General features: G+C 73.6%; 27 protein-coding genes and 1 pseudogene. 18 read left to right on the top strand and 10 right to left on the bottom strand.

Annotation, left to right across the window (positions count from 1 at the left end; genetic code table 11):
• Window positions 1-41: 41 nt before the first annotated feature.
• The 6 genes and pseudogenes from EIY87_RS11235 to EIY87_RS11210 all read left to right on the top strand — a co-directional run bounded on the left by EIY87_RS11235 (window position 42) and on the right by EIY87_RS11210 (window position 4655).
• Window positions 42-776, top strand: a complete 735-nt coding sequence (locus EIY87_RS11235; RefSeq protein WP_125307637.1) for a GAF and ANTAR domain-containing protein — start codon at window positions 42-44, stop codon at window positions 774-776.
• Window positions 777-792: 16 nt separating this feature from the next.
• Window positions 793-1712 (top strand): annotated as a pseudogene (gene ligD / locus EIY87_RS11230) (non-homologous end-joining DNA ligase).
• 240 nt (window positions 1713-1952) lie between these two features.
• Window positions 1953-2357, top strand: a complete 405-nt coding sequence (locus tag EIY87_RS11225) for an STAS domain-containing protein (RefSeq protein WP_158641300.1) — start codon at window positions 1953-1955, stop codon at window positions 2355-2357.
• 63 nt (window positions 2358-2420) lie between these two features.
• The gene (locus EIY87_RS11220; protein WP_125307635.1) at window positions 2421-2840 is read left to right on the top strand and encodes a DUF6292 family protein; all 420 of its coding nucleotides are present in this window, start codon (window positions 2421-2423) and stop codon (window positions 2838-2840) included.
• A gap of 50 nt (window positions 2841-2890) precedes the next feature.
• A complete protein-coding gene (ligD, locus tag EIY87_RS11215) occupies window positions 2891-3865 on the top strand; it encodes a non-homologous end-joining DNA ligase (protein WP_191984047.1) in 975 nt (324 codons plus the stop codon).
• Window positions 3866-4313: 448 nt separating this feature from the next.
• On the top strand, window positions 4314-4655 hold the full coding sequence (locus tag EIY87_RS11210; RefSeq protein ID WP_125307634.1) for a DoxX family protein: 342 nt from the start codon (window positions 4314-4316) through the stop codon (window positions 4653-4655).
• Here the strand turns inward: EIY87_RS11210 and EIY87_RS11205 are convergent.
• On the bottom strand, window positions 4613-5464 hold the full coding sequence (locus EIY87_RS11205; RefSeq protein WP_125307633.1) for an alpha/beta fold hydrolase: 852 nt from the start codon (window positions 5462-5464) through the stop codon (window positions 4613-4615). The genes EIY87_RS11210 and EIY87_RS11205 overlap by 43 nt on opposite strands.
• Window positions 5461-6483 carry an alpha/beta hydrolase gene (locus EIY87_RS11200; protein WP_125307632.1) on the bottom strand — a complete coding sequence of 341 codons (1023 nt, stop codon included), beginning with the start codon at window positions 6481-6483 and terminating at the stop codon, window positions 5461-5463. The genes EIY87_RS11205 and EIY87_RS11200 overlap by 4 nt, the downstream gene beginning before the upstream one ends.
• Before the next feature lie 133 nt (window positions 6484-6616).
• Here EIY87_RS11200 and EIY87_RS11195 point away from each other — a divergent pair, with 133 nt between their 5' ends.
• Genes EIY87_RS11195 through EIY87_RS11185 form a run of 3 tightly spaced genes read left to right on the top strand, consistent with a single transcriptional unit; the run spans window position 6617 to window position 8260 of the window.
• Window positions 6617-7291 carry a hypothetical protein gene (locus EIY87_RS11195; RefSeq protein WP_125307631.1) on the top strand — a complete coding sequence of 225 codons (675 nt, stop codon included), beginning with the start codon at window positions 6617-6619 and terminating at the stop codon, window positions 7289-7291.
• Window positions 7288-7830: a DUF6529 family protein gene (locus tag EIY87_RS11190; protein WP_125307630.1), complete on the top strand. Its 543-nt coding sequence runs from the start codon at window positions 7288-7290 to the stop codon at window positions 7828-7830. The genes EIY87_RS11195 and EIY87_RS11190 overlap by 4 nt, the downstream gene beginning before the upstream one ends.
• A 13-nt stretch (window positions 7831-7843) precedes the next feature.
• Window positions 7844-8260, top strand: a complete 417-nt coding sequence (locus EIY87_RS11185; RefSeq protein ID WP_125307629.1) for a Rieske (2Fe-2S) protein — start codon at window positions 7844-7846, stop codon at window positions 8258-8260.
• Here the strand turns inward: EIY87_RS11185 and EIY87_RS11180 are convergent.
• Entirely contained in the window at window positions 8257-9885 is a 1629-nt protein-coding gene (locus EIY87_RS11180; RefSeq protein WP_125307628.1) for a hypothetical protein, read from the bottom strand. The two genes, EIY87_RS11185 and EIY87_RS11180, sit on opposite strands and share 4 nt — an antisense overlap.
• Window positions 9886-10013: 128 nt before the next feature.
• Between EIY87_RS11180 and EIY87_RS47610 the strand changes: the two genes are divergently transcribed.
• The 3 genes from EIY87_RS47610 to EIY87_RS11165 are packed head-to-tail and all read left to right on the top strand — an operon-like array spanning window position 10014 to window position 12747.
• Window positions 10014-10925: a DUF3800 domain-containing protein gene (locus EIY87_RS47610; RefSeq protein ID WP_158641299.1), complete on the top strand. Its 912-nt coding sequence runs from the start codon at window positions 10014-10016 to the stop codon at window positions 10923-10925.
• 20 nt (window positions 10926-10945) lie between these two features.
• Entirely contained in the window at window positions 10946-11848 is a 903-nt protein-coding gene (locus EIY87_RS11170) for a MarR family winged helix-turn-helix transcriptional regulator (protein WP_125307627.1), read from the top strand.
• Window positions 11848-12747: an NAD-dependent protein deacetylase gene (locus EIY87_RS11165; protein WP_125307626.1), complete on the top strand. Its 900-nt coding sequence runs from the start codon at window positions 11848-11850 to the stop codon at window positions 12745-12747. Before EIY87_RS11170 ends, EIY87_RS11165 begins: the two co-directional genes overlap by 1 nt.
• Here the strand turns inward: EIY87_RS11165 and EIY87_RS11160 are convergent.
• From EIY87_RS11160 to EIY87_RS11150, 3 genes are all read right to left on the bottom strand, one after another.
• Entirely contained in the window at window positions 12695-13285 is a 591-nt protein-coding gene (locus EIY87_RS11160) for a TIGR03086 family metal-binding protein (protein WP_125307625.1), read from the bottom strand. The genes EIY87_RS11165 and EIY87_RS11160 overlap by 53 nt on opposite strands.
• Before the next feature lie 257 nt (window positions 13286-13542).
• A complete protein-coding gene (locus EIY87_RS11155; protein WP_125307624.1) occupies window positions 13543-14001 on the bottom strand; it encodes a group II truncated hemoglobin in 459 nt (152 codons plus the stop codon).
• Window positions 14002-14033: 32 nt separating this feature from the next.
• Complete coding sequence (locus EIY87_RS11150; protein WP_125307623.1) at window positions 14034-14972, bottom strand: NAD(P)/FAD-dependent oxidoreductase; 939 nt, start codon at window positions 14970-14972, stop codon at window positions 14034-14036.
• Window positions 14973-15049: 77 nt separating this feature from the next.
• On the opposite strand from EIY87_RS11150, the gene EIY87_RS11145 reads away from it, so the two are divergent.
• Window positions 15050-15634, top strand: coding sequence for a helix-turn-helix domain-containing protein (locus EIY87_RS11145; protein ID WP_125307622.1), 585 nt, complete (start codon window positions 15050-15052; stop codon window positions 15632-15634).
• Here the strand turns inward: EIY87_RS11145 and EIY87_RS11140 are convergent.
• Window positions 15631-16119: a GNAT family N-acetyltransferase gene (locus tag EIY87_RS11140; RefSeq protein WP_125307621.1), complete on the bottom strand. Its 489-nt coding sequence runs from the start codon at window positions 16117-16119 to the stop codon at window positions 15631-15633. The two genes, EIY87_RS11145 and EIY87_RS11140, sit on opposite strands and share 4 nt — an antisense overlap.
• A gap of 18 nt (window positions 16120-16137) precedes the next feature.
• Between EIY87_RS11140 and EIY87_RS11135 the strand changes: the two genes are divergently transcribed.
• Both EIY87_RS11135 and EIY87_RS11130 read left to right on the top strand, forming a co-directional pair.
• On the top strand, window positions 16138-16737 hold the full coding sequence (locus EIY87_RS11135; RefSeq protein WP_125307620.1) for a helix-turn-helix domain-containing protein: 600 nt from the start codon (window positions 16138-16140) through the stop codon (window positions 16735-16737).
• A gap of 9 nt (window positions 16738-16746) precedes the next feature.
• Window positions 16747-17007: a hypothetical protein gene (locus tag EIY87_RS11130; RefSeq protein ID WP_125307619.1), complete on the top strand. Its 261-nt coding sequence runs from the start codon at window positions 16747-16749 to the stop codon at window positions 17005-17007.
• Window position 17008: 1 nt separating this feature from the next.
• On the opposite strand, the gene EIY87_RS11125 is transcribed toward EIY87_RS11130, so the two are convergent.
• Window positions 17009-17224, bottom strand: coding sequence for a hypothetical protein (locus EIY87_RS11125; RefSeq protein ID WP_125307618.1), 216 nt, complete (start codon window positions 17222-17224; stop codon window positions 17009-17011).
• Window positions 17225-17357: 133 nt separating this feature from the next.
• Between EIY87_RS11125 and EIY87_RS11120 the strand changes: the two genes are divergently transcribed.
• Genes EIY87_RS11120 through dmpG form a run of 3 tightly spaced genes read left to right on the top strand, consistent with a single transcriptional unit; the run spans window position 17358 to window position 20454 of the window.
• Entirely contained in the window at window positions 17358-18545 is a 1188-nt protein-coding gene (locus tag EIY87_RS11120; protein WP_125307617.1) for an MFS transporter, read from the top strand.
• Window positions 18533-19432 carry an acetaldehyde dehydrogenase (acetylating) gene (locus EIY87_RS11115; RefSeq protein WP_125307616.1) on the top strand — a complete coding sequence of 300 codons (900 nt, stop codon included), beginning with the start codon at window positions 18533-18535 and terminating at the stop codon, window positions 19430-19432. The genes EIY87_RS11120 and EIY87_RS11115 overlap by 13 nt, the downstream gene beginning before the upstream one ends.
• Window positions 19429-20454, top strand: a complete 1026-nt coding sequence (gene dmpG / locus EIY87_RS11110) for a 4-hydroxy-2-oxovalerate aldolase (RefSeq protein WP_125307615.1) — start codon at window positions 19429-19431, stop codon at window positions 20452-20454. The genes EIY87_RS11115 and dmpG overlap by 4 nt, the downstream gene beginning before the upstream one ends.
• Here dmpG and pip read toward each other — a convergent pair.
• Both pip and EIY87_RS11100 read right to left on the bottom strand, forming a co-directional pair.
• Window positions 20451-21374 carry a prolyl aminopeptidase gene (gene pip / locus EIY87_RS11105; RefSeq protein WP_125307614.1) on the bottom strand — a complete coding sequence of 308 codons (924 nt, stop codon included), beginning with the start codon at window positions 21372-21374 and terminating at the stop codon, window positions 20451-20453. The two genes, dmpG and pip, sit on opposite strands and share 4 nt — an antisense overlap.
• Window positions 21375-21423: 49 nt before the next feature.
• Window positions 21424-22938 carry an FAD-dependent monooxygenase gene (locus EIY87_RS11100; RefSeq protein ID WP_125307613.1) on the bottom strand — a complete coding sequence of 505 codons (1515 nt, stop codon included), beginning with the start codon at window positions 22936-22938 and terminating at the stop codon, window positions 21424-21426.
• Between the last annotated feature and the right edge of the window lie 58 nt (window positions 22939-22996).

The raw sequence follows: 22996 nt of genomic DNA, 5'->3' as shown, positions 1-22996 counted from the left end.
CGGGTACCCGGGTCTCCCGTGCCCGACCGGGAGGAGCCCCGATGGAACCCACCGCGACGTCCTCGCCGCTGTTCGACGAGGTCACCGGTGCGCTGGAAGCCCTGAGCGCCGTCCTGCGGGAGGAAGACGACTTCAGGATCCTGCTGCGGCACGTGTGCCTGCAGGTGCGCCACGCCGTGCCCGGGGTGGACGAAGCGTCGATCACGCTGGTGACCGGGGAGCGGCCGCACACCGCGACCGCGACGAGCGACGTCGTGGGCGAGCTCGACGCCGACCAGTACCGCCTGGGCGACGGCCCGTGCCTCGAGGCGGTCCGCAGCGGCAAGATCGTCCGCACGGCGGTGTCCGACGCGGTCGAGCGCTGGCCGGCTTTCGCCCGCGGGGCGAGCGAGGCGGGCTTCGCCAGCTTCCTCGCCGCGCCGCTGGTGGCGGACGAGCAGTTCTCCGGCGCGGTCAACTGCTACGGGCGGCAGGGCGACGGCTTCGCGGAGATCGAAGCGCAGCGGCTCGAGCTCTACACCGCGGCGGTCGAGGCGATCCTGCGCGTGTACCACCGGTACCTGCTGGCGCGGGACACGGCGGAGCACCTGCGGGCGGCGCTGACCTCCCGCGCGGTGATCGACCAGGCCAAGGGCATGCTGATGGCGATCCGCCAGATCGACGCCGACGACGCCTTCGCCCTGCTGGTGGACCAGTCACAGCGCGAGAACACGAAACTGCGCGAGGTCGCGGAGCGCTTCGTGGCCCGCGTGGTGTCCGGCGGCGTCGCGCCCTGACCGGTACCTTGGGGGAGTGGCGGGCAGCCGGATCACGGTGCGGGTGGGCGAACGGCAGCTGACGCTTTCCAACCTGGAGAAGGTCCTCTACCCGCGCCACGGCTTCACCAAGGGCGAGGTCCTCGACTACTACACGCGGATCGCGCCGCTGCTGCTGCCGCACATCCGCGACCGGGCGATGACGTTCGTGCGCTTCCCCGACGGCGTCGACGGCGGCTCCTTCTTCGAAAAGGACGTCTCGCGGCACGCCCCGGAGTGGGTCCGCACCGCGCGCCTGACCGTCGGCGGCCGGGGCGGCGATCCCGAGGTCGTCGCCTACCCGCTGCTCAACGACCTGCCCGAGCTCGTCTGGGCGGCCAACCTCGCCGCGCTCGAACTGCACGTCCACCAGTGGACCGTGGGCCCCGATGACGAGCGGAGCACGCCGGACCGGCTGGTGTTCGACCTCGATCCCGGGCCCGGCGCGACGGTCGTCGACTGCTCCCGGGTCGCCGAGCGCCTCCACGACGTCCTCACCGGACACGGGTTCACGCCGGTGGCGAAAACCAGCGGGGCCAAGGGCATGCAGGTCTACGCGGGCGTGGAGACCGACGACCCCGCCGCGCCGTCGCGGTACGCGAAAGCGCTGGCGGAGCGGCTCGCGGCCGAGACACCGGACCTCGTCGTGGCTCGTATGACGAAAACCTGCGCCCCGGCAAGGTTTTCATCGACTGGAGCCAGAACAACCCGTTCAAGACCACGGTGGCGCCGTACTCCCTGCGCGGGCGCGACGAGCCGACGGTGTCGACCCCGGTCACCTGGGACGAGGTGCGCGCGTGCCGGCACGTCGCGCACCTGAGGTTCACCGCCGACGAGGTCCTGACCCGGGTCGCGGAGACCGGAGATCTTTTCGCGGATCTGGACCGCACCCGGGTCCCCATTCCTGCGTTCGGCTGAATTTCGGAAACCGCAATTCCCCGCCTTGCACGGCCCCGTTCCCGCCGCGGGCCGGCGGTGAATAGCGGAAGCGTCATCCCGACCAGGCGCTCTTGATCGTCCTCTGTGGACCGGTGCACGTGCAGACGGGCGTGTCGCTGCACGGCGAAGGTGGGCGTGCGGATCGTGTTGTGCGGCATGGTGGACGAAGTGGGTACGGTCTACGCGTAAACCGTCAGCATGAGCCGCCCGGAGCCGGTCATGAAGATCCAGAAACCGCCGCGGCTTTCGCGAGCCTTCGGCCGCAGTTCGCCCGGGGCGTTGTGCGAGCCGTTCTCGGTCACCACGACGTTCGCCGGTGACCGGTGCGCGGTCCTCGCCGTGGCGGGAGACATCGATATGGCGACGGTGGCCATTTTTGTCGAATGCGCGGAAACCGCGCTGGCGGCGGGCGGGGCGCTCGTCGTCGACCTCGGCGAAGTGGCCTTCTGCTCCGGGGCCGGGCTTCGCGCGCTGCGCCGGGTGCAGTGGCACGCCGACGAAGCGGCGGTCCCGGTGGCGTGGGTGGTGCGCACCCCGCCGCTGTGGCGGTTGCTGCGGGGAACCGGCGTCGCCGGCTTCGCGTGCTACCGGGACCGGGCCGACGCGCTGGCCGCGCTCGGCTGAGCCGGGTTCTCCCCGGCCGCGCAGGGTGCGCGGCCGGTTTTCGGCGCGAGAGAAGGGAAACGGGTGTCCGGCCTGATCGACACCGATCTCGAGTTCTGGTTCCAGCGCGGCCTGCGCGCGTATCTGGGCGAGGTGGCCAGGGCACTCGGCTTCGGCCTCGAGTCCTGCACCGTGGACGTGGACGTCCCGGTGTCGGCCTACGTCGCGGTGGACTGGCGGCTGCGCCGGTTCCCCGAACGCGACGTCGCCCTGCTCTGGGACGAGGTGCACGGCTGGGCGGTCGCGGTCGAGGCCGCGTGCGGGGAGGAGATGATCGTGCTGGCCTACCTCGGCGGCGCGGACATCCTGCCGCCGCCGCGCGTGCTCGTGGCGTTCCTGACCGCGCTGCGGACCGGTGCGCTGGAACCGGACGGGCCGGGGTCGCCGGTGCTGCGCCGCGCCGGCAGCCACCAGGAGCTCCTGCCGCTGCTGCCGGCCCGGTGACCGCGCGGGCCGCCGGGCCGCCACACTGGACGGTGGCGGGGGAGGTGGCGATGGGGACGGTCCCGGACGCGGTGGCGCCGATGCTGGCGGTCGACGGGCCGCTGCCGGACGACGACCACCACGGCTACGAGTGGAAGTGGGACGGTTTCCGCGGCTGCGCCCGGATCGCGGCCACCGGCGAGGCTCGGATCACCAGCCGCAGCGGCAGCGACCACACCCACCGCTACCCGGAGCTGCGCGACGTCTTCGGACCGGCGCTCGGCGGCCACGCAGCGGTGCTGGACGGTGAGGTCGTCGCGCTGAACGCGGCCGGCCGCCCGGAGTTCGAGCTGATGCAGCGCCGCGCGATGCACGAGCCGACGCCGAAGCTGCGGGCCGAGGTCCCGGTCGTCTACTTCGCGTTCGACCTGCTGCGCGTCGGGAACGAGTCGCTGCTGGACCGGCCGTACGAGCAGCGGCGGCAGCTCCTCGCGGAGCTGGTCCGCCCTGAAGCCGGCGGGCTGGTGGTGCCGCCCTGGTACACGCGCGCCGACATCGCCCCGGACCAGCTCCTGGCGACGGCGGCCGAGCACGGCATCGAGGGCGTCGTCGCGAAGCGCCTGGACGCGCCGTACCTGCCGGGCACGCGCTCGCCGTCGTGGACGAAGCACGCGTTGACGCGGACGCGCGAAGTGGTCATCGGCGGCTGGCGCCCAGGAGCCGGGCGCCGTGAGGGCACGTTCGGCGCGCTCCTGCTCGGCGCGTACGACGGCGACGGCGCCCTGGTGTACCTGGGCGACGTCGGCACGGGGTTCACCGACGACGCGCTCGACCACCTGCGCGCCGTCCTGGCGCCGCTGGCCCGCGCGGGGAGCCCGTTCGCGGCCGAGGTACCCCGCGACCGGGCCCGCGGCGCCCGGTGGGTCGAGCCGTCGCTGGTCGGCGAGGTCGTCTACCGGCGGCTGACGCCGGACCTGCGGCTGCGCCACACTTCCTGGCGCGGCCTGCGCCCCGATCGGGTGCCGGACGAGGTGCGGATCCCGTGACGGCCCGGAATTGTCGGGGCCCGCGGTGTCTTGAATGAGTCATTCACGACCTCCGAAGACCCTGTTGGCTTATTCGGGACACCGACCCCCAGGGCCGTGAAGGAGCTCTCTCGCGACGAGGGCCAAGGTCCGCGAAGGCCTCCTTACCGGGCATAAGAGCCGGTAAGGAGGCCTTCACGGCTTTCGAAGCCTCGTCACCGGCGCATCCACCCCGAATAAGCCAACAGCATCCTCCGAAGACCTGAATGAGTCATTCAGGACGTCGGCGAAGCCGCCCGGCGCGACCTTGCCGGGGCCCCTGGCGTCCGGCGAGGTGAACGACTCGTTCATGGCATTGCGAGCTGTCGATGTGATCGCCGTCACGGCCGGTCACATCGGTCGCACCCGCGGAGTCGTGGGGGTGAAAGGCGCCGGAACCCCGGCGCCGCGACCTCCCCGAGGAGTTCCGATGTCGACTGCCTCCCTGATCGTCACCCTGGCCGCCGCCGCGTTCGTGGGGTTCTCCGCGGTCTCGGTATTCGCCCGCGCGAAGTGGGTCGTCGAGCCGATCACCGAATACGGCGTACCCGAGGCGTGGTGGCCGTGGCTCGGCGCGGCCAAGGCAGCAGGCGCGGCCGGGCTGGTCGCCGGGCTGTTCGTGCCGTGGATCGGTGTCGCGGCGGCGATCGGCCTGGTGCTGTACTTCGCCGGTGCGGTCGTCACCGTGCTGCGCGCCCGGGCGTACGCGCACGTGGTCTTCCCGCTGATCTACGTGGCGCCCGTGGTCGCGTCGCTCGCGCTGCTCGCCTGATCGGCGAGCCAGGTGAGCGCGGCGGCGGCGTGGTCGAGCACGGAGAGGTGCCCGTCGCCGGGGGTGAGCCGGAGTTCGGCGCGGGGACACCGCGCGGCGAGCCACCGGCTGTGCGCGGCGGGCACCATCCGGTCGTCTTCGCCGTGCACCAGCAGCAGCGGCGCGGTGATGGCGGCCGGGTCGGCGCCCCACGGCGCGACGTAGGCGAGGTCGTCGTCGATCAGCCCGACGGCCCCGAGCGCGGGCTGGACGACGCTGTCGAGCCAGGACCACGACCCCTTCAACACGGCGAAGTCGGCGTCGGTGAAGACGGCGGGATCGAACTCGGCGGCGGCTTCGTACGCCTCCTTGGCGGCCCGGCCGGCGACGGCGGCGCGCAGGGCGCCCGGGTCGGTCATGCCCGCGAACCAGTCTTCGCCGTGGAACGGCGCCACGGCGGCGAGACCGGCGGCGGCGAGGACGCGATCGGGCAGCAGCGCCGCGCACGCGAGCGCGTGGGAGCTGCCGCCGGAGTGGCCCAGGACGGCGAAGCGCCCGACGCCGAGCGCGTCGGCGACCGCGGTCGCGTACCCGGCCGCGTCCCCGACCGTCCGGCCCGGCACCGGCGTCGAGCCGCCGTAACCGGGCCGGTCGTAGGAGATCCAGCGGATCCCGAGCTCCTCGCCGAGCGGGAGCAGCGGCCCGGGCGGCGCCCCGAGGTTGGGCGTGCCGTGGTGCCAGAGGACGGTGAGCCGCCCCGGACCGCCGCTGTCGTAGACGCGCAGGCGCCCGCCGGGCAGCGTCAGGTCGTGTTCGGCGAACGCGGTCACCGGGCGAGCCGCTCGGCCAGCCACGCCAGCGAAAGCGGGTAGCGGTAGTCGATCGCCGCGTGGCCGGCGTCGAACAGCTCGAAGCGCACCCGGTCGTCCGGCAGGCCAGCCTCGGCGATCGCCGCCCGGAAGGCCTCCGCGCCGAGGTCGAGGTAGTACTCGTCGCTCGTGCCCGCGTCGATCCACACCGCGCGCAGCGCGCGGATCGCCGCCGCGTGGTCCGGCACCATCCGGACCGGGTCCCAGGCCAGCCAGCGCGCCCAGACCTCCGGCCGCACCGCGCCGGTCCGCGGGTCGCACGGCAGCTCCGGCGTCCCGTCCTCCCGCGCCGAGAAGCACGCCGAGACGCCGAGCAGCTGCAGCAGGGTCGCGTCCTCCGGCTTGGTGAACGCCGGGCGGGCGCGGAAGTCCGCCCACCACTTGAGGATGTCCTGGTCGTAGGCGCGCAGCGCGCGGGCCGCCTTGCCGAAGTCCTGGACGTAGCTCAGCTCGTACAGCGAGTCGCCGGCGTGCGTCGCCAGCGCGCCGAACAGGTCGGGGCGCAGCATCGGCGTGATCATCGCGCCGAACCCGCCCGACGACTTGCCGGCGATCGCGCGGGATTCCGGGACCGGCAGGGTGCGGTACCGCGCGTCCACCCACGGCACGATCTCGTCGCACAGGTACGAGTGGTAGCGGCCGGTGCCCGGCGAGTCGACGAACTGGGAGCCGCCGTACGCGGTCCACGCGTCGACGTACACGACCACGCAGCCCGGGGTGCCGCCGGCGAAGACCGCGTCGGCGGTCTCGAGGAAGGTCTGCCGGAACGGCGTGCGGTTGGCCCACATCGCCACGTGCCCGGTGTAGCCCTGGATGACGTACACCGCCGGGTACCGCTCGTCGCCGTCGTCGTAGCCCGGCGGGACGTACACCCACAGCGGCCGTTCGTGCGGGTCGCCGAGCGGGTTGCCGCGCAGCAGCTCGGAGTCCACGGTGTGCCGGTCGAGCCGGCCGGCGAGGTCGCCTTCCCAGGGCAGCATGGCGCCAGTCAACCAGAAGCACCCGCTTGCAGCGGCTAAGCGATACCTCTTTTCCGCGCGTAGCGTTGAGCCGTTCCGCCCCGACCTCCGTGTTACGGGCACGGTGGTGGGTCAGGGGAATGCGGGGAAGAGCATGAAACATCCGGGGCCGTTGTACACGTTGCTCGCCGGCGTCGCGCTCGCCGGCGGGATCGGGATCGTCAACCTGGCGACCGGGACCGGCGCCGCGCCGGTCGCCGGGGCCGCGAGCGCGGCGGGTGCCGCGAGCAGCACCGCACCGCCCCCGGCCGCGACGACGTCGGAAGCGCCGAAGCCCGCGGCGCCCGCACGGGCGGACTACGCCGGGCGGGTGACCGGCGGTGGCGCATCGGTCGCGGTGTCGGTGCGCGACGGCCACGCCATCGCCTACCTCTGCGACGGCAAGAAGGTCGAAGCGTGGCTGCAAGGCGCGACAACCGGCGGGAAGCTGGACCTGAAGGGCGCCAAGAACGCCGCCCTGACGGGGAGTTTCGACGCCACGGCGGCCACCGGCACGGTGACCGCGTCCGGAAGGACGTGGCAGTTCACCGCGCCGGTGGCGAAGAAGCCCGCCGGGCTCTACCGCGCGACGCCGAAGGTCAAGGGCCGTCAGGCGAAGGCGGGCTGGATCGTGCTGCCCGACGGCAGCCAGGTCGGCATCCTGGCCGCGGGCGACGACGCGACGGCCGCCCCGCCGCTCGACCCGGCCCGCGGCACCGCGACCGTCGACGGCGCCGCCGTGCCCGCCGAGGCGATCAGCGGCCTGGCCGGGACCGGTGACTTCGGATGACCACGGCCGGGCACCGCACCGCGGTCGCGCTCCTGGTCCCGCTGTTCGCCGGCGCCGTCGTGGCGGTGGTGCTCGGCGTCTACGGCAGCCTGCACACGCCGACCGGCGTCGCGGTGAACGTCGCCGGGTTCTCCAGCCCGCAGTCGGTGAAGGCGTGGCTGGCCACGGTGGTCGTCGTGCTCGCGATCGTCCAGCTGCTGTCGGCGCTTTCGCTGTACGGCAAGCTCGGCGCGACCCCTGCGTGGATGGGCGCCGTGCACCGCTGGTCGGGCCGGATCGCGTTCCTCGTGTCGATCCCGGTGGCGCTGCACTGCCTCTACGCGCTCGGGTTCCAGTCGTTCGACACCCGCGTGCTGCTGCATTCGCTGCTGGGCTGCTTCTTCTACGGCGTGTTCGTCGCGAAGATGTTGCTACTGCGCAAGGACGGCGCGCCCGGCTGGGCGCTGCCGGTGCTCGGCGGGCTGGTCTTCACCGGGCTGGTCGGGCTGTGGCTGAGCGCGTCGCTGTGGTTCTTCACCCAGTCCGGCTTGACCTTCTAGGCGGAGGACGAAAGTGCGTGACGACGACACGGACCCGGTGCTGGCGCGCCGGACGGCGCTGACGGTATTGGGCGCGGGCCTGGTGGCCGGCTGCAGTACCTACGGCGGCACTCAGGCCCCGCCGCCCTCGGCGGCTCCTGGGGGCACGTCGCTCGGCGCGGCCGCCGACATCCCCGTCGGCGGCGGCAAGGTGTTCGCGGACCGGCAGGTGGTGGTGACCCAGCCGGTGGCCGGCACCTTCGCGGCCTTCTCCGCCGTCTGCACCCACCAGGGCTGCACGGTGGACACCGTCGCGAACGGCACGATCGACTGCCCGTGCCACGGCAGCAAGTTCAAGATCGCCGACGGCTCGGTCGCCAACGGCCCGGCGGCCCAGCCGCTGCCGAAGAAGGCGGTCACGGTCACCGGCGGCAAGATCACCCTCGCCTAGGTGTAGGCCTTCACGACGACCCGGCCGTCAACCATCCACATCGGACTCGACGTGTCCACGTCACGGGCCTCGCCGTCCCCGCACGCGTACCCGCCACTCGCGACGGCGAGGCACTGCACGCCGTCCGCGAGCGCGAGCAGGAAGGGATCGGCCGTCCCACCGGCTTGCGGCGGCGACGGCAGGCCATCGGCGTAGGTCAGCAGCACCGCCCCGGTCGCCGACGTCGGACAGACGACCCGCGGCTCCGGCCCGGCGAAGCACGGGTCGTAGGTGGTCCCGCCGCCGGCGCACCGGTAGGCGTCGTGACGGCCGGACACCGCCGACACCGCGTCGCACCGCCCGGCCACGCGAGTCGTCGCGGCCGCGGGCTTGGGCCGGTACTCGACGGTTGGGGTGAACTGCCGCGCGCGGCCGGTCGTGATCGGGACGTCGAAGGCGGGCCCCGCCGCGGCCGCCCCGCGGGCCACGTCCTCGATCCCGGCGGCGAGGAACCAGCGCACGGTCTCGCCGCCGTCGAGGTGACACGGCCCGAGCGCCGCCCAGACCCCGGCGGCCACGGGTGCGTCCGCGGCATAGCGCGCACTCGCGACGGCGGCGGCGCAGGTCAGGACGTCCGGCGCGGCCCGGTCCGCCTCACCGAACAGCGCGGCGACGCGCTGGGCCGCCGCGGCAAGCGTGGCACCGAGGGCGGCGCCGGGATCGGCTTGGCCGCGCAGTGTCGCCGGGAGGTGGTTGAACGGGACTTCGTAGGTGACCGTGGTCCCCGGCCACAGCAGATCCCGCGGTTGCGGCGGCCTGGTCCGCGCGCCGGATTCCGGCCAGCCCGGCGGGACGGCGATCCGGTACGGAACGCGCGCGTTCGAGGTCAGGGTGATCCCCGCGTGCCCGGCGTTGGCGGTCACGCAGACCCACACCGGAGGTTGCGGCTGCCCGGGGACGGCGTTGGCGGTGTTGTCAGGACTGGCTGCACGCGCGGGCTTGGTTGTCGAGCCGCCGGAACTTACGGTGTGCCCGACGCCGCCGGAAATCGCCGCATTGCCGCCGTCGCTGGGTGCGCTGCCGGATCCGGCGGCCTGCCGGGGACCGGTGGCCGCGTGTCCGGGACCGGTCGAACTCGCGACCGAGCCCGCGGCGACAGTCACCCCACCAAAACTCGCCGCACGCCCCGCACACTCCGGCCGCGCCACCAAACCCGGCACCACATCGCGACCAAGCGCCGCGAGGTCAAGCACCCCACCCCAGAACCGCCCCGGCCGCGGCAAGTCCGCCACGATGCTCCGCGTAGCAGTGTCGTACGCGGCCGGCAGCAGCCGGGTGCCCTCCGCCGTGATGACGACCGCCGCGAATCCCGGTGGCGGTGCCGGCGCCGCGATCCGCACCCGCGGCGCACCCCCGGTGAACCCGATGTCCGCTCCGCCACCAGCCCGGTGCGTCAACGGCGTCGCCACACCCGGTTCCGGGGCCGGGCGCACCACCGCGGGCGCGCCGGTGACCTCGATGCCGGCGACCGTCCCGCCCGGACGCGCCGGAAACCGTTGCTGCACCAGGGTTCCCGTCCCGCCGAGCAGCAACGCGACCACGGCCGCGGTGAGTGCGAGCCGGGCCGGGCGGTCGTTCTTGGCCATCGCGCCTCCCGGGAACCTCCTGTTCTTCGCGAGTCACCGCACCCGCCGTGGTCGTTAGCCGCCGTGGCTCAACCGTGACCCGGGCAAAGCGGTCGCCGCGGGGCGCTCGCTCTGGCACCATCGGGCGGGTGAGCCCGGTCGAGATCGCCTGCGACGAGTCGGGCTCCGAGGGCGAAAACCTGCTCGGCGGCGAAACCGACGTCTTCGCCCACGCGGGAGTGCGGCTGACCCCGGCCGCCGCCGCGGAGTGCGTGCGGGAGATCAGGGCGCGGATCGGCTCCCCGGCCGAGGAGTACAAGGCCAACCACCTGCTGCGCGCCAAGCACCGCGCCGTCCTCGAGTGGCTGCTCGACCCCGGTGGCCCGCTCGCGGGCCGCGGCCACGTGCACCTGACCGACAAGACGCTCTTCGCCGTCCGGGCCGCGGTCGAACTTCTGGCCGGACCGGGCACGAGCGACCTGGCCCGCACCCTCTACCGCGCGGGCCCCACGGCGTTCGGCGCCGAACGCTGGGAGTACTTCCTGACCGCGTTCACCAGCGTCCTGCGGCTCAACCCCCGGCGCGGCGTGACGACGTCGCCGGAGCGGTTCTTCGCGCTGGTCGACGACCTCGCCGCGACCCCGGGCGAAGTCGGCGGGATCGTCGCCCGCTTCCGCGGCGGCCGTGAGCGCGTGGCCGCCTACCGCGCCCGGCTGGCGAGCGACCCGGGTCTGGTGCCGGTGCTGGACCCGCTGGTGCCCGCGGTGATCCACACGGTCCGCCACTGGAGTGCGGACGGCACCCCGGTCGCCCTGGTCCACGACGAGCAGCTCGCGCTCACCCCCGAACGCGTGCTCCAGCTCAAGGCCACCCTCGGCCCCCGGCTGGCCGGCGTCCGGTTCGTCGACTCCCGCGCCGACGCCCGGGTCCAGATCGCCGACTTCCTCGCCGGCGTCGCCCGCCGCATCGCCTCCGACGAGCTGAACGGCCGCGGCGACGCCCGGCTGACCGGCCTCCTGAAGTCCTTTGTGGACGCCGGCTCCGTCTGGGACGACGCCTGATCGCTGACTATAGTCAGGGAATGGATCGGGAGCTGATCGACGGCGTCCGGCGGTTCAACCGCACGGTCACCCAGCGGATCGGCGCGCTCGACGACGCCTTCCTCGCCCGGGACCGGCCGCTCGGCCAGGCGCGGGTGCTGTGGGAGATCGGCGCGGCCGGCCTGGACGTGCGTGAACTGCGCGAACGGCTCGACCTCGACTCCGGCTACCTGAGCCGGCTGCTGCGCGGGCTCGAACACGACGGCCTGGTGCGGGTCGAGCCGAGTGACGGCGATGGGCGGGTGCGGACCGCTCGGCTGACCGAGGCCGGGGTGGCCGAACGCGCCGTCCTCGACCGGCTGTCCGACGACGCGGCCGCGGCGATCCTCGGGCCGCTGTCCGGCGGACAGCGGGCCCGGCTTGTGGCCGCGATGGGCGAGGTCGAGCGGCTGCTGACGGCGTCGGCCGTCGAGGTCGGGGTGTGCCCGCCGGTGCGGCCCGCGGCCCGGTTCTGCCTGCGTGCCTACTTCGCCGAGCTGGCCGAGCGGTTCGACGGCGGGTTCGACCCCGAGCTCAGCATCCCTGCCGCCGACGCCGAGATGACGCCGCCGTCCGGCGTGCTGCTGGTCGCCACGCTGCACGCCGAACCGGTCGGGTGCGGTGCGCTGAAGTTCCACGGCGACGCGCCGGCCGAGGTCAAGCGGATGTGGGTGGCGCCGTCGGCGCGCGGCCTCGGGCTGGGCCGGCGGCTGCTCGCCGAGCTGGAGGCGCACGCCGCCGCGCACGGCGTCCGGACGCTGCGGCTGGAGACCAACCGCGCGCTCGCCGAGGCGATCGGGCTCTACCGCGCGGCCGGCTACCGGGAGGTTCCGGCGTTCAACGACGAGCACTACGCCGATCACTGGTTCGAGAAGCACCTCGCCGGGCCACGTACCCTGGCTTAGTGCGGACCCGCCCCACCCTCTCCTGGACGTCGGCGGACGCGCCGCTGCCGCGGACGTCCAGCCTCGACGAGCTGACCGACGTCGTCGCGCGCGGCCGCGTCGCCGTGCTGAGCGGCGCCGGGCTGTCCACCGAGTCCGGGATCCCCGACTACCGCGGCGAAACCGGCAGCCTGCGCCGCCACACGCCGATGACCTACGACGAGTTCGTCACCAGCGCCGAGGGACGGCAGCGGTACTGGGCGCGCAGCCACCTCGGCTGGCGCACGATCGCCCGCGCCGACCCCAACGACGGCCACCGTGCGGTGACGGCCCTGTACGAAGGCGGGTACGTCGACGGCGTTATCACGCAGAACGTCGACGGCCTGCACCAGGCGGCGGGCACGGCGGACGCGATCGAACTGCACGGCAGCCTCGACCGCGTGATCTGCCTCGATTGCCGCCGCACGAGCCCGCGCGCGGAGCTGGACCGCCGGCTCCGGGCGGCGAACGCCGCGTTCGACGGCGCGGCCACCCGCATCAACCCCGACGGCGACGTCGAACTGCCCGACGACGTCGTCCGCCGTTTCACGACCGTGCCGTGCGCGGACTGCGTTTCCGGGGTGCTCAAGCCGGACGTGGTGTTCTTCGGCGAGAACGTCCCGCGCCCGCGCGTCGAGCAGTGCTATCGCCTGGTTGACGCCGCCGACGCGCTGCTGGTGCTCGGCTCGTCCCTGACGGTGATGTCCGGTCTCCGGTTCGTCCGCCACGCGGCGAAGGCGGGCAAGCCGGTGGTGATCGTCAACCGTGGCGAAACGCGCGGTGACCGCTACGCGTCCGTCCGGGTCGACCGGCCGCTGGGCGGGGCGCTCACCGAGCTGGCCGCCCGGCTGGGCTGCGCGGATCCCGGCCGAACCGCCTGAGCACCCGGTCCTGGCGCGCGTCGCCGGACTCCCCGGGCAGCGGCGCGGCGAAGACCCGCGGGTTCAGGTCGAGCCCGGCGAAGATGGCGTCGTGGTCGTCGTCGAGCCACGCGACGAGACCGGGGTCGAGCGTTTCGTCGCGGCCGAGGGCGCGGGCGAGGTCCCAGGTGTGCACGGTGCTGTCGGCCGTGCGGACCGCCAGTGCCCGCCGCCCGGTCAGCTCGCCCAGCGGGTAGTCGACGACCCGGTCCAGCGCGCCCGCCTCGGAGAACGCTTCCGCGCACGCCCGCACCGACGCGGTGAACGCCGTGACAGGGTCGTCCCCGAGCGCGTCGGCGTCGCGGGCGGCCAGGAACTCGTCGCGGCCGGCGCCGCCGAGGAGCCCGACGTAGCTGAGGTTGCCGCGGGTCATGTGGTTCACCAGCGCGCGCACGTCCCACTCGGGGCACGGGGTCGGCGCGTCCCAGCCGCCGGCCGCCACCGCGCGGAGGTGGTGTTCGAAACCGTTGCTGGCGAGCAGGTACCGGTCCAGGAGCATGGCCGCCAGTCTGGCCCGGGCCCGCGCACGGTGCTCGCGGGTTTCGGACGACGTGGACGAGCCCGGTCCGGGTGGGTGGGGGAACCCGCCCGGACCGGGCTCTGGCGACGGACCTCCACAGCCGGTCGTCGCCTGCAAGACGCGGCGGCGGCCGGCAGCGTTACAGTGCCGTTCGCACTGATCCGGCCACAGCCACGGCCGAACAGCTCTCGTGCGACGGTTGCGTGCCGCTCGGGGGCGGCCTGCTTTTGGCCGGATCAGCGCGGGGACTGCAACCCGTTCCACGACCAGTGCGGCATCGGCAGCTCGGCGGGGACGTCGTCGGCCGGGCCGGGGTAGGCGAGCACCTCGGCCACCGCCCACTCCATGTAGGCCCGCAGCGCGGCGCGGAACTCCGGATCGGCGGGCAGGCCGGCGTCGTCCGCGGCCTGGACGAAGCAGCTGACGAACCGGCGGCCGAGGTCGCTCATGTCGCCGTTGCCGGCGTGCATCCGCAGCATCGCGGAGTGATCGCTGCACTCCTGCGAGAACCGCGGCGGCCCGCCCATGACCTCGGCCCAGTACTGAGCCAGCCGTTCGACGTGCTTCGGGTGCTGCCCGGGGTGCGAGAACGGGTGGTTCAGCTCCGGGTCGGCCAGGCAGCGCTCGTGGTGGGCGGCGGCCAGCGCGCGGAACGCGGGGTCGCCGCCGGCGAATTCGTACAGCGTGGGACGCACCCGCCGAGCCTGGCACGCGACGCCCCCGGAAGCTAGCGCGCCCCGGCGGCGGCGCGTTCCGCGGCGGGGGAGAAGCCGCCGTACGCTCCGACAGCCCGCTCGACGTCCTCGGTGACGAGGTCGTGGTTGAGCGCGCCCGCGGCGGCCGCGCCCTGGGCCGCGGCGATGATCACCGTCGCCCGCGCGTCCACGACGTTCCCCGCCGCCCACACGCCCGGCACACTGGTCTTCCCGCTGGGATCGACCGCGCCTTCGACGTAGCCGAGCCCGCGCAGCAGCTCGTCGTGCGGGACGGTCCGGGTGCGGAGGAACAGCGCCGTCCGCGCGACGAACCGGTCGCCCAGCTCGATCCCGGTGAGCCGCCCGCCTTCGCGCCGCACCGCGGTGACGACGCCGTCGACGACCCGGATCCCGCGCGCGTCGAGCCGTTCGCGGTCCGCTTCGGACGGTGGCGCGGTGTGGGCGAAGTAGACGACGTCGGGGGACCACTGGCGCACCAGCAGCGCGTGCTCGACGCTCATCGGTTCGGTGCCGAGCACGCCGAGCGGCTGGTCGCGCACCTCGTAGCCGTGGCAGTACGGGCAGGTCACCGCGTCGGTGCCCCAGCTTTCCCGCAACCCGGGCAGGTCCGGCAGGTCGTCGTGGACGCCGGTGGCGACCAGGACGCGCCGGGCGGTCAGCTCCCGTCCGCTCGCGAGCCGGGCGGTGAAGCCGGGCTCGAGCCGCGTGACGCTGTCTTCGAGGACGTCGACGCCGTAGCCGGCGAGTTCCGCACGGCCGATCTCGAGCAGGTCGGACGGCGGCAGGCCGTCCCGCGAAAGGAAGCCGTGCATGTGCTCGGCCGGGGCGTTGCGCGGGGCCCGGGCGTCGACGACGGCGACCCGCCGCCGCGCGCGGCCCAGCATCAGGGCGGCGTTCAGGCCGGCCGCCCCGCCACCCACCACCAGGACGTCATAGCTGTTTTCGGTCATGGCGCCACGATGAACCCGGACTCGCGAATCCGACAACTAATGTTGCCGTTTCCGGGACAAGCGGGTTTCCTGGAGGCATGACCGACGCGATCACCCAGGCACTGGCCGAGGTCGGCCCCCGGCTCAAGCGGGTCCGCACCCAGCGGCGGGTCACGCTGGCCGACCTCTCGACGGCGACGGGCATTTCGAAGAGCACGCTGTCCCGGCTGGAGTCCGGCCAGCGGAAGCCGAGCCTGGAGCTGCTGCTGCCGATCGCGCAGGCCCACCAGGTCCCGCTCGACGAGCTGGTGGGGGCCCCGGAGGTCGGCGACCCCCGCGTCCGCCTCACCGCCCGCCGCATCCCGCGCCACAACGGCGCGGCGATGACCGTCCTGCCGCTGACCCGCCAGCCCGGCGCGCCCCAGGCGTTCAAGATGATCCTGGAACCGGAGACGGGCGAGCCCGATCCCCAGGTCCACGAGGGCTACGAGTGGCTGTACGTCCTTTCGGGACGGTTGCGGCTGGTCTTGGCCGACCGCGACATGGTCCTGGGCTCGGGCGAGGCGGCGGAGTTCGACACGCGCTTGCCGCACTGGTTCGGCGCGGTAGACCGGCCGGCGGAGATCCTCAGCCTGTTCGGCAAGCAGGGGGAGCGGCTCCACCTGCGGGCGAAGTCCCGTTAGCCCAGCTCGCGCTGCATCAGCAGGGTGTCGAGCCAGCGGTCCTGCTTGAACCCGACGCGCCGCAGCACGCCCGCGTCGGTGAAGCCGGCCGCGAGGTGGAGGTTCCGCGACGCCGGGCTGCCGGAGTCGACGATCACCGCGATCGCCTGCCGCGCCCCGGCTTCGCCGCACCGCTTCAGCAGTTCGTCGAGCAGCCGGCGCCCGTGGCCGCGGCCGGTGGCGCCCGGCGCGAGGTAGATCGTCGTCTCCACCGAATACCGGTACGCCGGCTTCGGGCGCCACGGCGCGGCCAGCGCGTAGCCGAGGACCTCGCCTTCGTCGGCGAGCACGAGGAAGGGCCACCGGCTCTCGCGGATCTTCGCGCGCCACTGGTCCGCGGTGGGCGGCGTGGTCTCGAACGTGACGACGGAGCTGGCCGCGTACGGCGCGAAGACGGCGGCGATGCCTTCGGCGTCGGCGACCGTTGCTTCCTCTATAGTGGACATGATCGCTATCATAGAGGAATGATTGATCCCGAGGCACTCGGCCGCCGGCTGCACGAACTCCGCGCCGACCGCGGGCTGTCGCTGAGCGCGCTGGCCGGGACGGCGGGGGTCAGCGTCAGCATGCTGTCGGCCATCGAGCGCGGCGAGAAGACGCCGACGGTCGTGGTGCTGTCGCGGATCGCCGACGGCCTCCGCCTCTCGCTGTCCCGGCTGCTGGCCGACCTCGAAACCGACCGCGTGATCGTCCGCCGCGCCGCCGAGCAGGAGCACGTCGCCGAGCCGGGCGGCTGGCACCGCACGGTGCTCACCCCGGTCGTCCCCGGCGTCAACTTCGAGTGGATCCGCACCACCCTGCCGCCGCACTGCGACGCGGGTGTGTTCCCCGCCTACGCGCCGGGGTCCCACGAGTTCGTCGTCGTCGAATCCGGCGTACTGCACTTGGGCGTCGGCGAGACGGAGTACGTCCTGGACGCGGGCGACTCGCTGTACTTCCCCGCCGACGAACCGCATTCGTACGCGAACCACGGCGAAGAGGCGTGCGTGTACCACGTCGCGGCGCTGATCATGCGATCGCGCGAAAAGCGCGGTTCGCCGGTTTCCCGCGCGCCGCGCTGTTAACGTCCGGTGGTGCGGATTTGGTGCTGCGGAGTCGTCCTGGGTGCGGTTGTGCTGCTCGCCGCCTGTGCCGGCGGCGGATCGGGCACCGGTCGGCTGATCCCGCAGACCACCACGGCGACGCCGCCGACCACGAGCCTGCCCGCGACCACGGAGTCCCCGGTGACTACCACGACGCCGACGTCGACGCAGACGCGGGCGCACCCGCCCACAGCCACCACGAAGAAGACGACCACCCCGCGCCGCACCACCACCAAGCGGCGCCCGCGCTGAGTCAGCGCCCGCGCAGGCGGGGCCGTGCCAGGCCGATCGCGGCCACGACGATCAACGCGACGGCCGCCACCGCGGCGATCACCGTCAGGACGGGCGCGCCCGTCTCCGCTCTGGTGAGCGTGAGGACGCTGGAGACGAGCAGAATCGCGCCCACTCCCAGGTAGAGCCAGCACAACGGGGCGGTGGTCGGGATGAAGTGCCAACGCCGTTCGGCCATCGAACCTCCTTGATCGACCTGTACCCCGGATCTGCCCCGATCGGGTGATGCTCAAACCGGCGGGAATCCGCCGTGACCCCGAGCTGTCGCGAACCTGCCAGCCCGCGCGCACCGATGTCGATCTACTGGCCGCATGAACTCTTCGCACCGGGCCGCGGTCCTGGCCGTGACCGTCGGCATCTTCGCCATCGTCACCACCGAAATCCTGCCGATCGGCCTGCTGACGCCGATCGCGGCCGCGTTCGGCGTCTCGGCAGGCACCGCGGGCTGGACGATGACGGTGCCCGGGCTCGTCGCCGCGGTCGCCGCGCCGGTCGTCACCGTCGCGATCGGACGCGCCGACCGGCGGCTGGTCCTGGCCGCGCTGATGGTGCTGCTCGCCGTCGCCGGGTTCCTCGCCGCGGCCGCGCCCGCGTACTGGGTGCTGCTGGTCGCGCGGTTCCTGGTCGGCCTGGTCATCGGCGGGTTCTGGTCGGTGGGCGCCGGCTTGGCTCCCCGGCTCGTGGCGCCGGCCGCCGTCGCGCGGGCGACGGCGGTGATCTTCTCCGCGGTGCCGCTGGGCTCGGTGCTGGGCGTGCCGCTCGGCACCCTCGTCGGGCAGCTCGCGGGCTGGCGGACGGCGTTCCTCCTGCTCGGCCTGCTGAGCCTCGGCACGGCGGCCGCGTTGCTGGCCTTCACGCCTTCCCTGCCGCCGGAGGAGAGCACGCGGCCGGGTGTCCTGTTCGGACTCCTGCGCCGCCACGGTGTCCGAAGTGGACTGATCGTGACGTTCCTCGTCGTGCTGGCCCACTTCGGCACTTACACCTACCTCACGCCGCTGCTGCGCGACGTCGTCCGGCCGGGCCTGCTCAGCGCGTACTTGCTCACCTACGGCGTGGCGGGGATCGCCGGGACGTTCCTGGCGGGCGCGAGCCGCCGTCCCGGTGCGGCCTTCGCCGTCGCGGCGGCGGCGATCGCGGCGTCGGTGTTCGTCCTGCCGCACGCCGGCGCGGCGGGCGCGCTCGCGGTGCTCGGGGTGTGGGGCGTGGCGTACGGCGCGGTGCCGGTCTGTTCACAGCGGTGGTTCGCCCGCGAGGCGCCGGACGCGCCGGAGGCCGCGACCGTCCTGTTCACGGCGTCGTTCCAGGCCACGATCTCCGCGGGCGCGCTGGCCGGTGGGTTCGTGGTGGACGCGGTGTCGGTGCCGGCCGTGATGACCTGGGGCGGGGTGGCCGCCGTCCTCGCCGCGCTCGCGGTTCCGGTCCGGGTGTTCCGCTCGCCGGAACGCAAGGCTGTCCCGGCCGCCGAGTCCGGTGCGACGGTCGGGACATGGCTCCCGTGATGGCGGCGATCGTCGGCCCCGGCAACATCGGCACCGATTTGCTGGCGAAGCTGCGACGCAGTGAAGTGATCGAAGTCGGTTACGTGGTCGGCGTGGTCGAGTCCGACGGCCTCGAACGCGCGCGAGCGCAGGGGATCGCGGCGTCCGCGGAAGGCGTCGACTGGCTGCTGCGCCAGGACCCGGTGCCCGAGCTGGTGTTCGAGGCGACGTCGGCGAAGGCGCACGCCGCGAACGCCCCGCGCTACGAGGCGGCGGGCATCCAGGCGATCGACCTCACCCCGGCGCACCTCGGCCCGATGGTGTGCCCGCCGGTCAACCTCGGCGCCCACCTCGACGCCCCGAACGTCTCGATGATCACGTGCGGCGGCCAGGCCACGATTCCCATGGTGCACGCCGTTTCCCGCGTGACGCCGGTGCCGTACGCGGAGATCGTCGCCTCGGTGGCGTCGCGCGGCGCGGGTCCCGGCACCCGGGCGAACATCGACGAGTTCACGCGCACGACGTCGCAGGCGGTGGCCGAGATCGGCGGGGCCGGGCGCGGCAAGGCGATCATCATCCTCAACCCGGTCGAGCCGCCGATGATCATGCGGGACACGGTGTTCTGCGCGATCGGCCTCGACGCCGACCGCGACGCGATCACCGCGTCCATCCACGAAATGGTCGCCGAAGTCCAGCAGTACGTCCCCGGCTACACCCTGCGCGCGGATCCGCAGTTCGACGACGCGCGGGAGGACTGGGACGGCCACGCACGCGTCGGCATCTTCCTCGAAGTCCGCGGCAACGGCGACTACCTCCCGGAGTACGCCGGGAACCTGGACATCATGACCGCCGCGGCCGCGCGCGTCGGCGAGCTGATGGCGCGCGCGAAGCAGGAGGTGCCCGCATGACCCGCCCGGAACTGAAGCACGACGTCCGGATCGTCGACACGACGTTGCGCGACGGCAGTCACGCGATGGCCCACCGCTTCACCGAGCAGCAGGTGCGCGACACCGTGCGCGCGCTGGACCGCGCGGGCGTCGAGGTGATCGAGGTGACCCACGGCGACGGTCTCGGCGGCTCGTCGTTCACCTACGGCTTTTCCGCCGTCGACGAGCTTCGCCTCATCGCGGCGGCGCGTGAAGAAGCGAAGCAGGCGAAGATCGCCGTGCTGCTCGTGCCCGGCATCGGCACGGCGGAGGACCTCCAGCGCGCGTTCGACGCGGGCGCGGAGATGGTGCGGGTGGCGACCCACTGCACCGAGGCCGACGTCTCGCCGCAGCACTTCGGCCTGGCGCGCGAACTCGGCATGGAAACGGCCGGGTTCCTGATGATGGCGCACCGGACGCCGCCCGAAGACCTGGCGAAGCAGGCCCGGATCATGGTGGACGCGGGCTGCCAGGCGGCGTACGTGACGGACTCGGCGGGCGCGCTGCTGATGCACGAAGCCCGCGACCGGTTCGAGGCGCTGGTCGCGGAGGTCGGCGACACGGCGTGGATCGGCTACCACGGCCACCAGAACCTCTCGCTCGGCGTCGCGAATTCGGTGCTGGCCCACGAAGCCGGCGTCCGCTACATCGACGGCTCGCTGTGCGCGCTCGGCGCGGGCGCGGGCAACTCGCCGACGGAGGTGCTCGCGGCGGTGTTCGACCGCCTGCAGATCGACACCGGCCTCGACGTCGGCGCCCTGCTCGACGCGGCCGAGGAGGTCGTCCGCCCGTACCTGCACCGCTGGCCGAAGATGGACCGCAACGCGATCGTCCAGGGCTGGGCGGGGGTCTATTCGAGCTTCCTGCTGCACGCCGAGCGCGCGGCGGAGCGCTACGGCGTCCCGGCGCAGGCCATCCTGCGCCGCTGCGGCGAGCTGGCGCTGGTCGGCGGGCAGGAGGACATGATCATCGACGTCGCCGTGCAGCTGGCCGCGGAGGGTTAGCGCGCGAAGCGGTCCAGTGCCGCCAGCTTCCACGCGCGCTTGACGTCGCTCGCGCGGTGCCCGGACCGGTCGTCGACGAGCAGTTCGGCGCCCGGCCAGGCCCGCGCGAGCTCCCACGCCGTCGTCACCGGGCAGCTGAGGTCGAGGCGGCCGTGGATCAGCACGCCGGGGATGCCGGCCAGCCGTCCGGCATCGCGGAGCACGGCGCCTTCGTCGAGCCAGCCGGCGTTCGCGTAGTAGTGCGTTGTGAGCCGGACGAACGCGAGCGCGGCGTCGTCGAGCGGTCCACTGTGGACTTCGGCGCCGGGTTCGAGGGACAGCACCGTTTCCTCCCAGGCGATCCACGCCCGGGCGGCGCGGTCCCGCTCGCCGGGGTCGTTGACCAGCCGGGCGTATGCGCGCACGACGTCGTCGTCCCCGGCGCCGTCGCGGAACCGCTGCCACGCCTCGGGGAAGAACCGGCCGGCCCCGCGGTAGAGCCAGTCGATCTCCGAGCGCCGCGTCGTGCTGATCGCGCTGAGGACGATCTCCGACACCCGGTGCGGGAAGCGTTCGGCGTACACCAGCGCGAGCGTCGCGCCCCACGAACCACCGGTCACCAGCCAGCGCTCGACGCCCAGGTGCGCCCGCAGCCGTTCGAGGTCGGCGACGAGGTGGCCGGTGGTGTTGTGCCGCAGGCTCGTCGCCGGGTCGCTCGCGTGCGGCAGGCTCCGGCCGCACCCGCGCTGGTCGACCAGCACGACGCGGTAGCGCGCCGGGTCGAACATCCGCCGCATCCCCGGCGCGCAGCCCTGGCCGGGCCCGCCGTGCAGCACCAGCGCGGGTTTCCCGGCCGGGTTCCCGCAGGTCTCCCAGTAGACGCGGTGCCCGTCGCCGACGTCGAGGAGGCCGTGGTCGTAGGGCTCGATCGGCGGGTACACCGCCCCATTGTCGCGGGCGCGCCGGAGGTGCCCCGGCGCGCCCCCGACGTCACGCCGGCTCGCCGAACCACCGTCGCAGCGCGGCGTCCAGCCCGGCGGTCCCGCCGTCCTCGCTCGCCCAGGCGATGAACCCGTCCGGCCGGATCAGCACCCCGGTGATGCTCGAGTCGTCGGCGCTCTTCGCGGTGAGCACGTTGACGCGCCCGCCCCAGCCGGCCGCCGCCTGCCGCAGCCCGGCGTCGTCGGCGAGGTCGAGCAGGAGTGCCTTGCCGTCCTGGAGGTGCTCGCCGAGGCGGGTCCCGTCGGCGAAGGCGAAGTCCGGCGCGCCGCGGCCGGTGAGGTCGTGGTCGCCGTCGAGCGGGTACCGGTGCAGGACCCCGGAGAGCTTCTTGGCCAGGTAGGTCGCGCCGTCGTCGGTGCGCAGCAGCTCGCCGACGACCTGGCGCAGCGCCTTCGTCCGGACGTCGCTGCGCATCAGCGCGACCTGCGCCCGCGTCCACTCGAGCACCCACTCGCCGATCGGGTGGCGCTCGGTGGTGTAGGTGTCGAGCAGGCCTTCGGACGCCCAGCCCTGGATGGTCGCGGCGAGCTTCCAGCCGAGGTTGACGGCGTCGCCGATGCCCAGGTTCAGCCCCTGCCCGCCGAAGGGGGAGTGGACGTGCGCGGCGTCGCCGGCCAGCAGCACCCGGCCCAGGCGGTAGGTGCTCGCCTGGCGCGCGTTGTCGGTGAAGCGCGTCGCGCTGTGCACCTTGAGCACCCGCACGTCGGCGCCGGACACCCGCCGGAAGCTGTCTTCGAGCTCCTGCGCGGTGACCGGGGTGTCCCGGTCCGCGGGCGGCCCGTCGAACTCGACGGTGAGCATCCGCCCGGGCATCGGGCCGTGGACGTAGAGCCCGCCGGTGCCGTGCTGCCAGCCCCCGGGCAGCTTGTCGGCCCCGCTGAGCTCGGCCATCGCCTGCCGCCCGGTGACGGCGGGATCGGTCCCGGGGAACTCGAACCCGGCCAGCTTCCGGACCGGGCTGCGACCCCCGTCGCACCCGACGAGCCAGCTCGCGCGCACCCGGTCATCGCCCAGGTGCACCGTGACGCCGTCGTCGTCGGCCTCGAACCCGGTCAGCTCGGCACCGCGCCGGATCTCGACCCCGAGTTCGAGGGCGCGCGCGGCGAGGATCGCCTCGACGGCCTGCTGCTGGATGACGACGACGCGCGACGCGGGCCCGACGTCCCGGAAGTCGGGATCGGCGAAGTCGACCCCGTTCGAGGCGACCATGATGCCCGCGAAGTGCCCCACGGGCATCGCCGGCTTCGGCCCGCCCCCGCCCCGCGACTTGAGGAACTCCTCGATCCGCGCGGCGTTCTGCCGCACGTTCTCGTCCATGGCGGGCAGCAGCCCCCGCCGGTAGAAGGCCTCGGCGGTCGTCATGTTGACCGACCCGGCCTTGATCGTCAGATCCGGCTCGGGCAGCCGTTCGACGACGAGCACGTCCACGCCCGCCAGCCGCAGTTCACAGGCCAGCATCAAGCCGACCGGTCCGCCCCCGGAGATCACCACATCCCTGTTCATGGCTCCGATGATGCCCCGAAACTTTTACCGAGTCAAACTTTGTGCCGGGTCTATACTC

Source organism: Amycolatopsis eburnea, from assembly GCF_003937945.1.
Lineage (GTDB): Bacteria > Actinomycetota > Actinomycetes > Mycobacteriales > Pseudonocardiaceae > Amycolatopsis > Amycolatopsis eburnea.
Note: the sequence above shows the minus strand (reverse complement) of the source record. Positions and strands in the feature narration are given on the sequence as shown.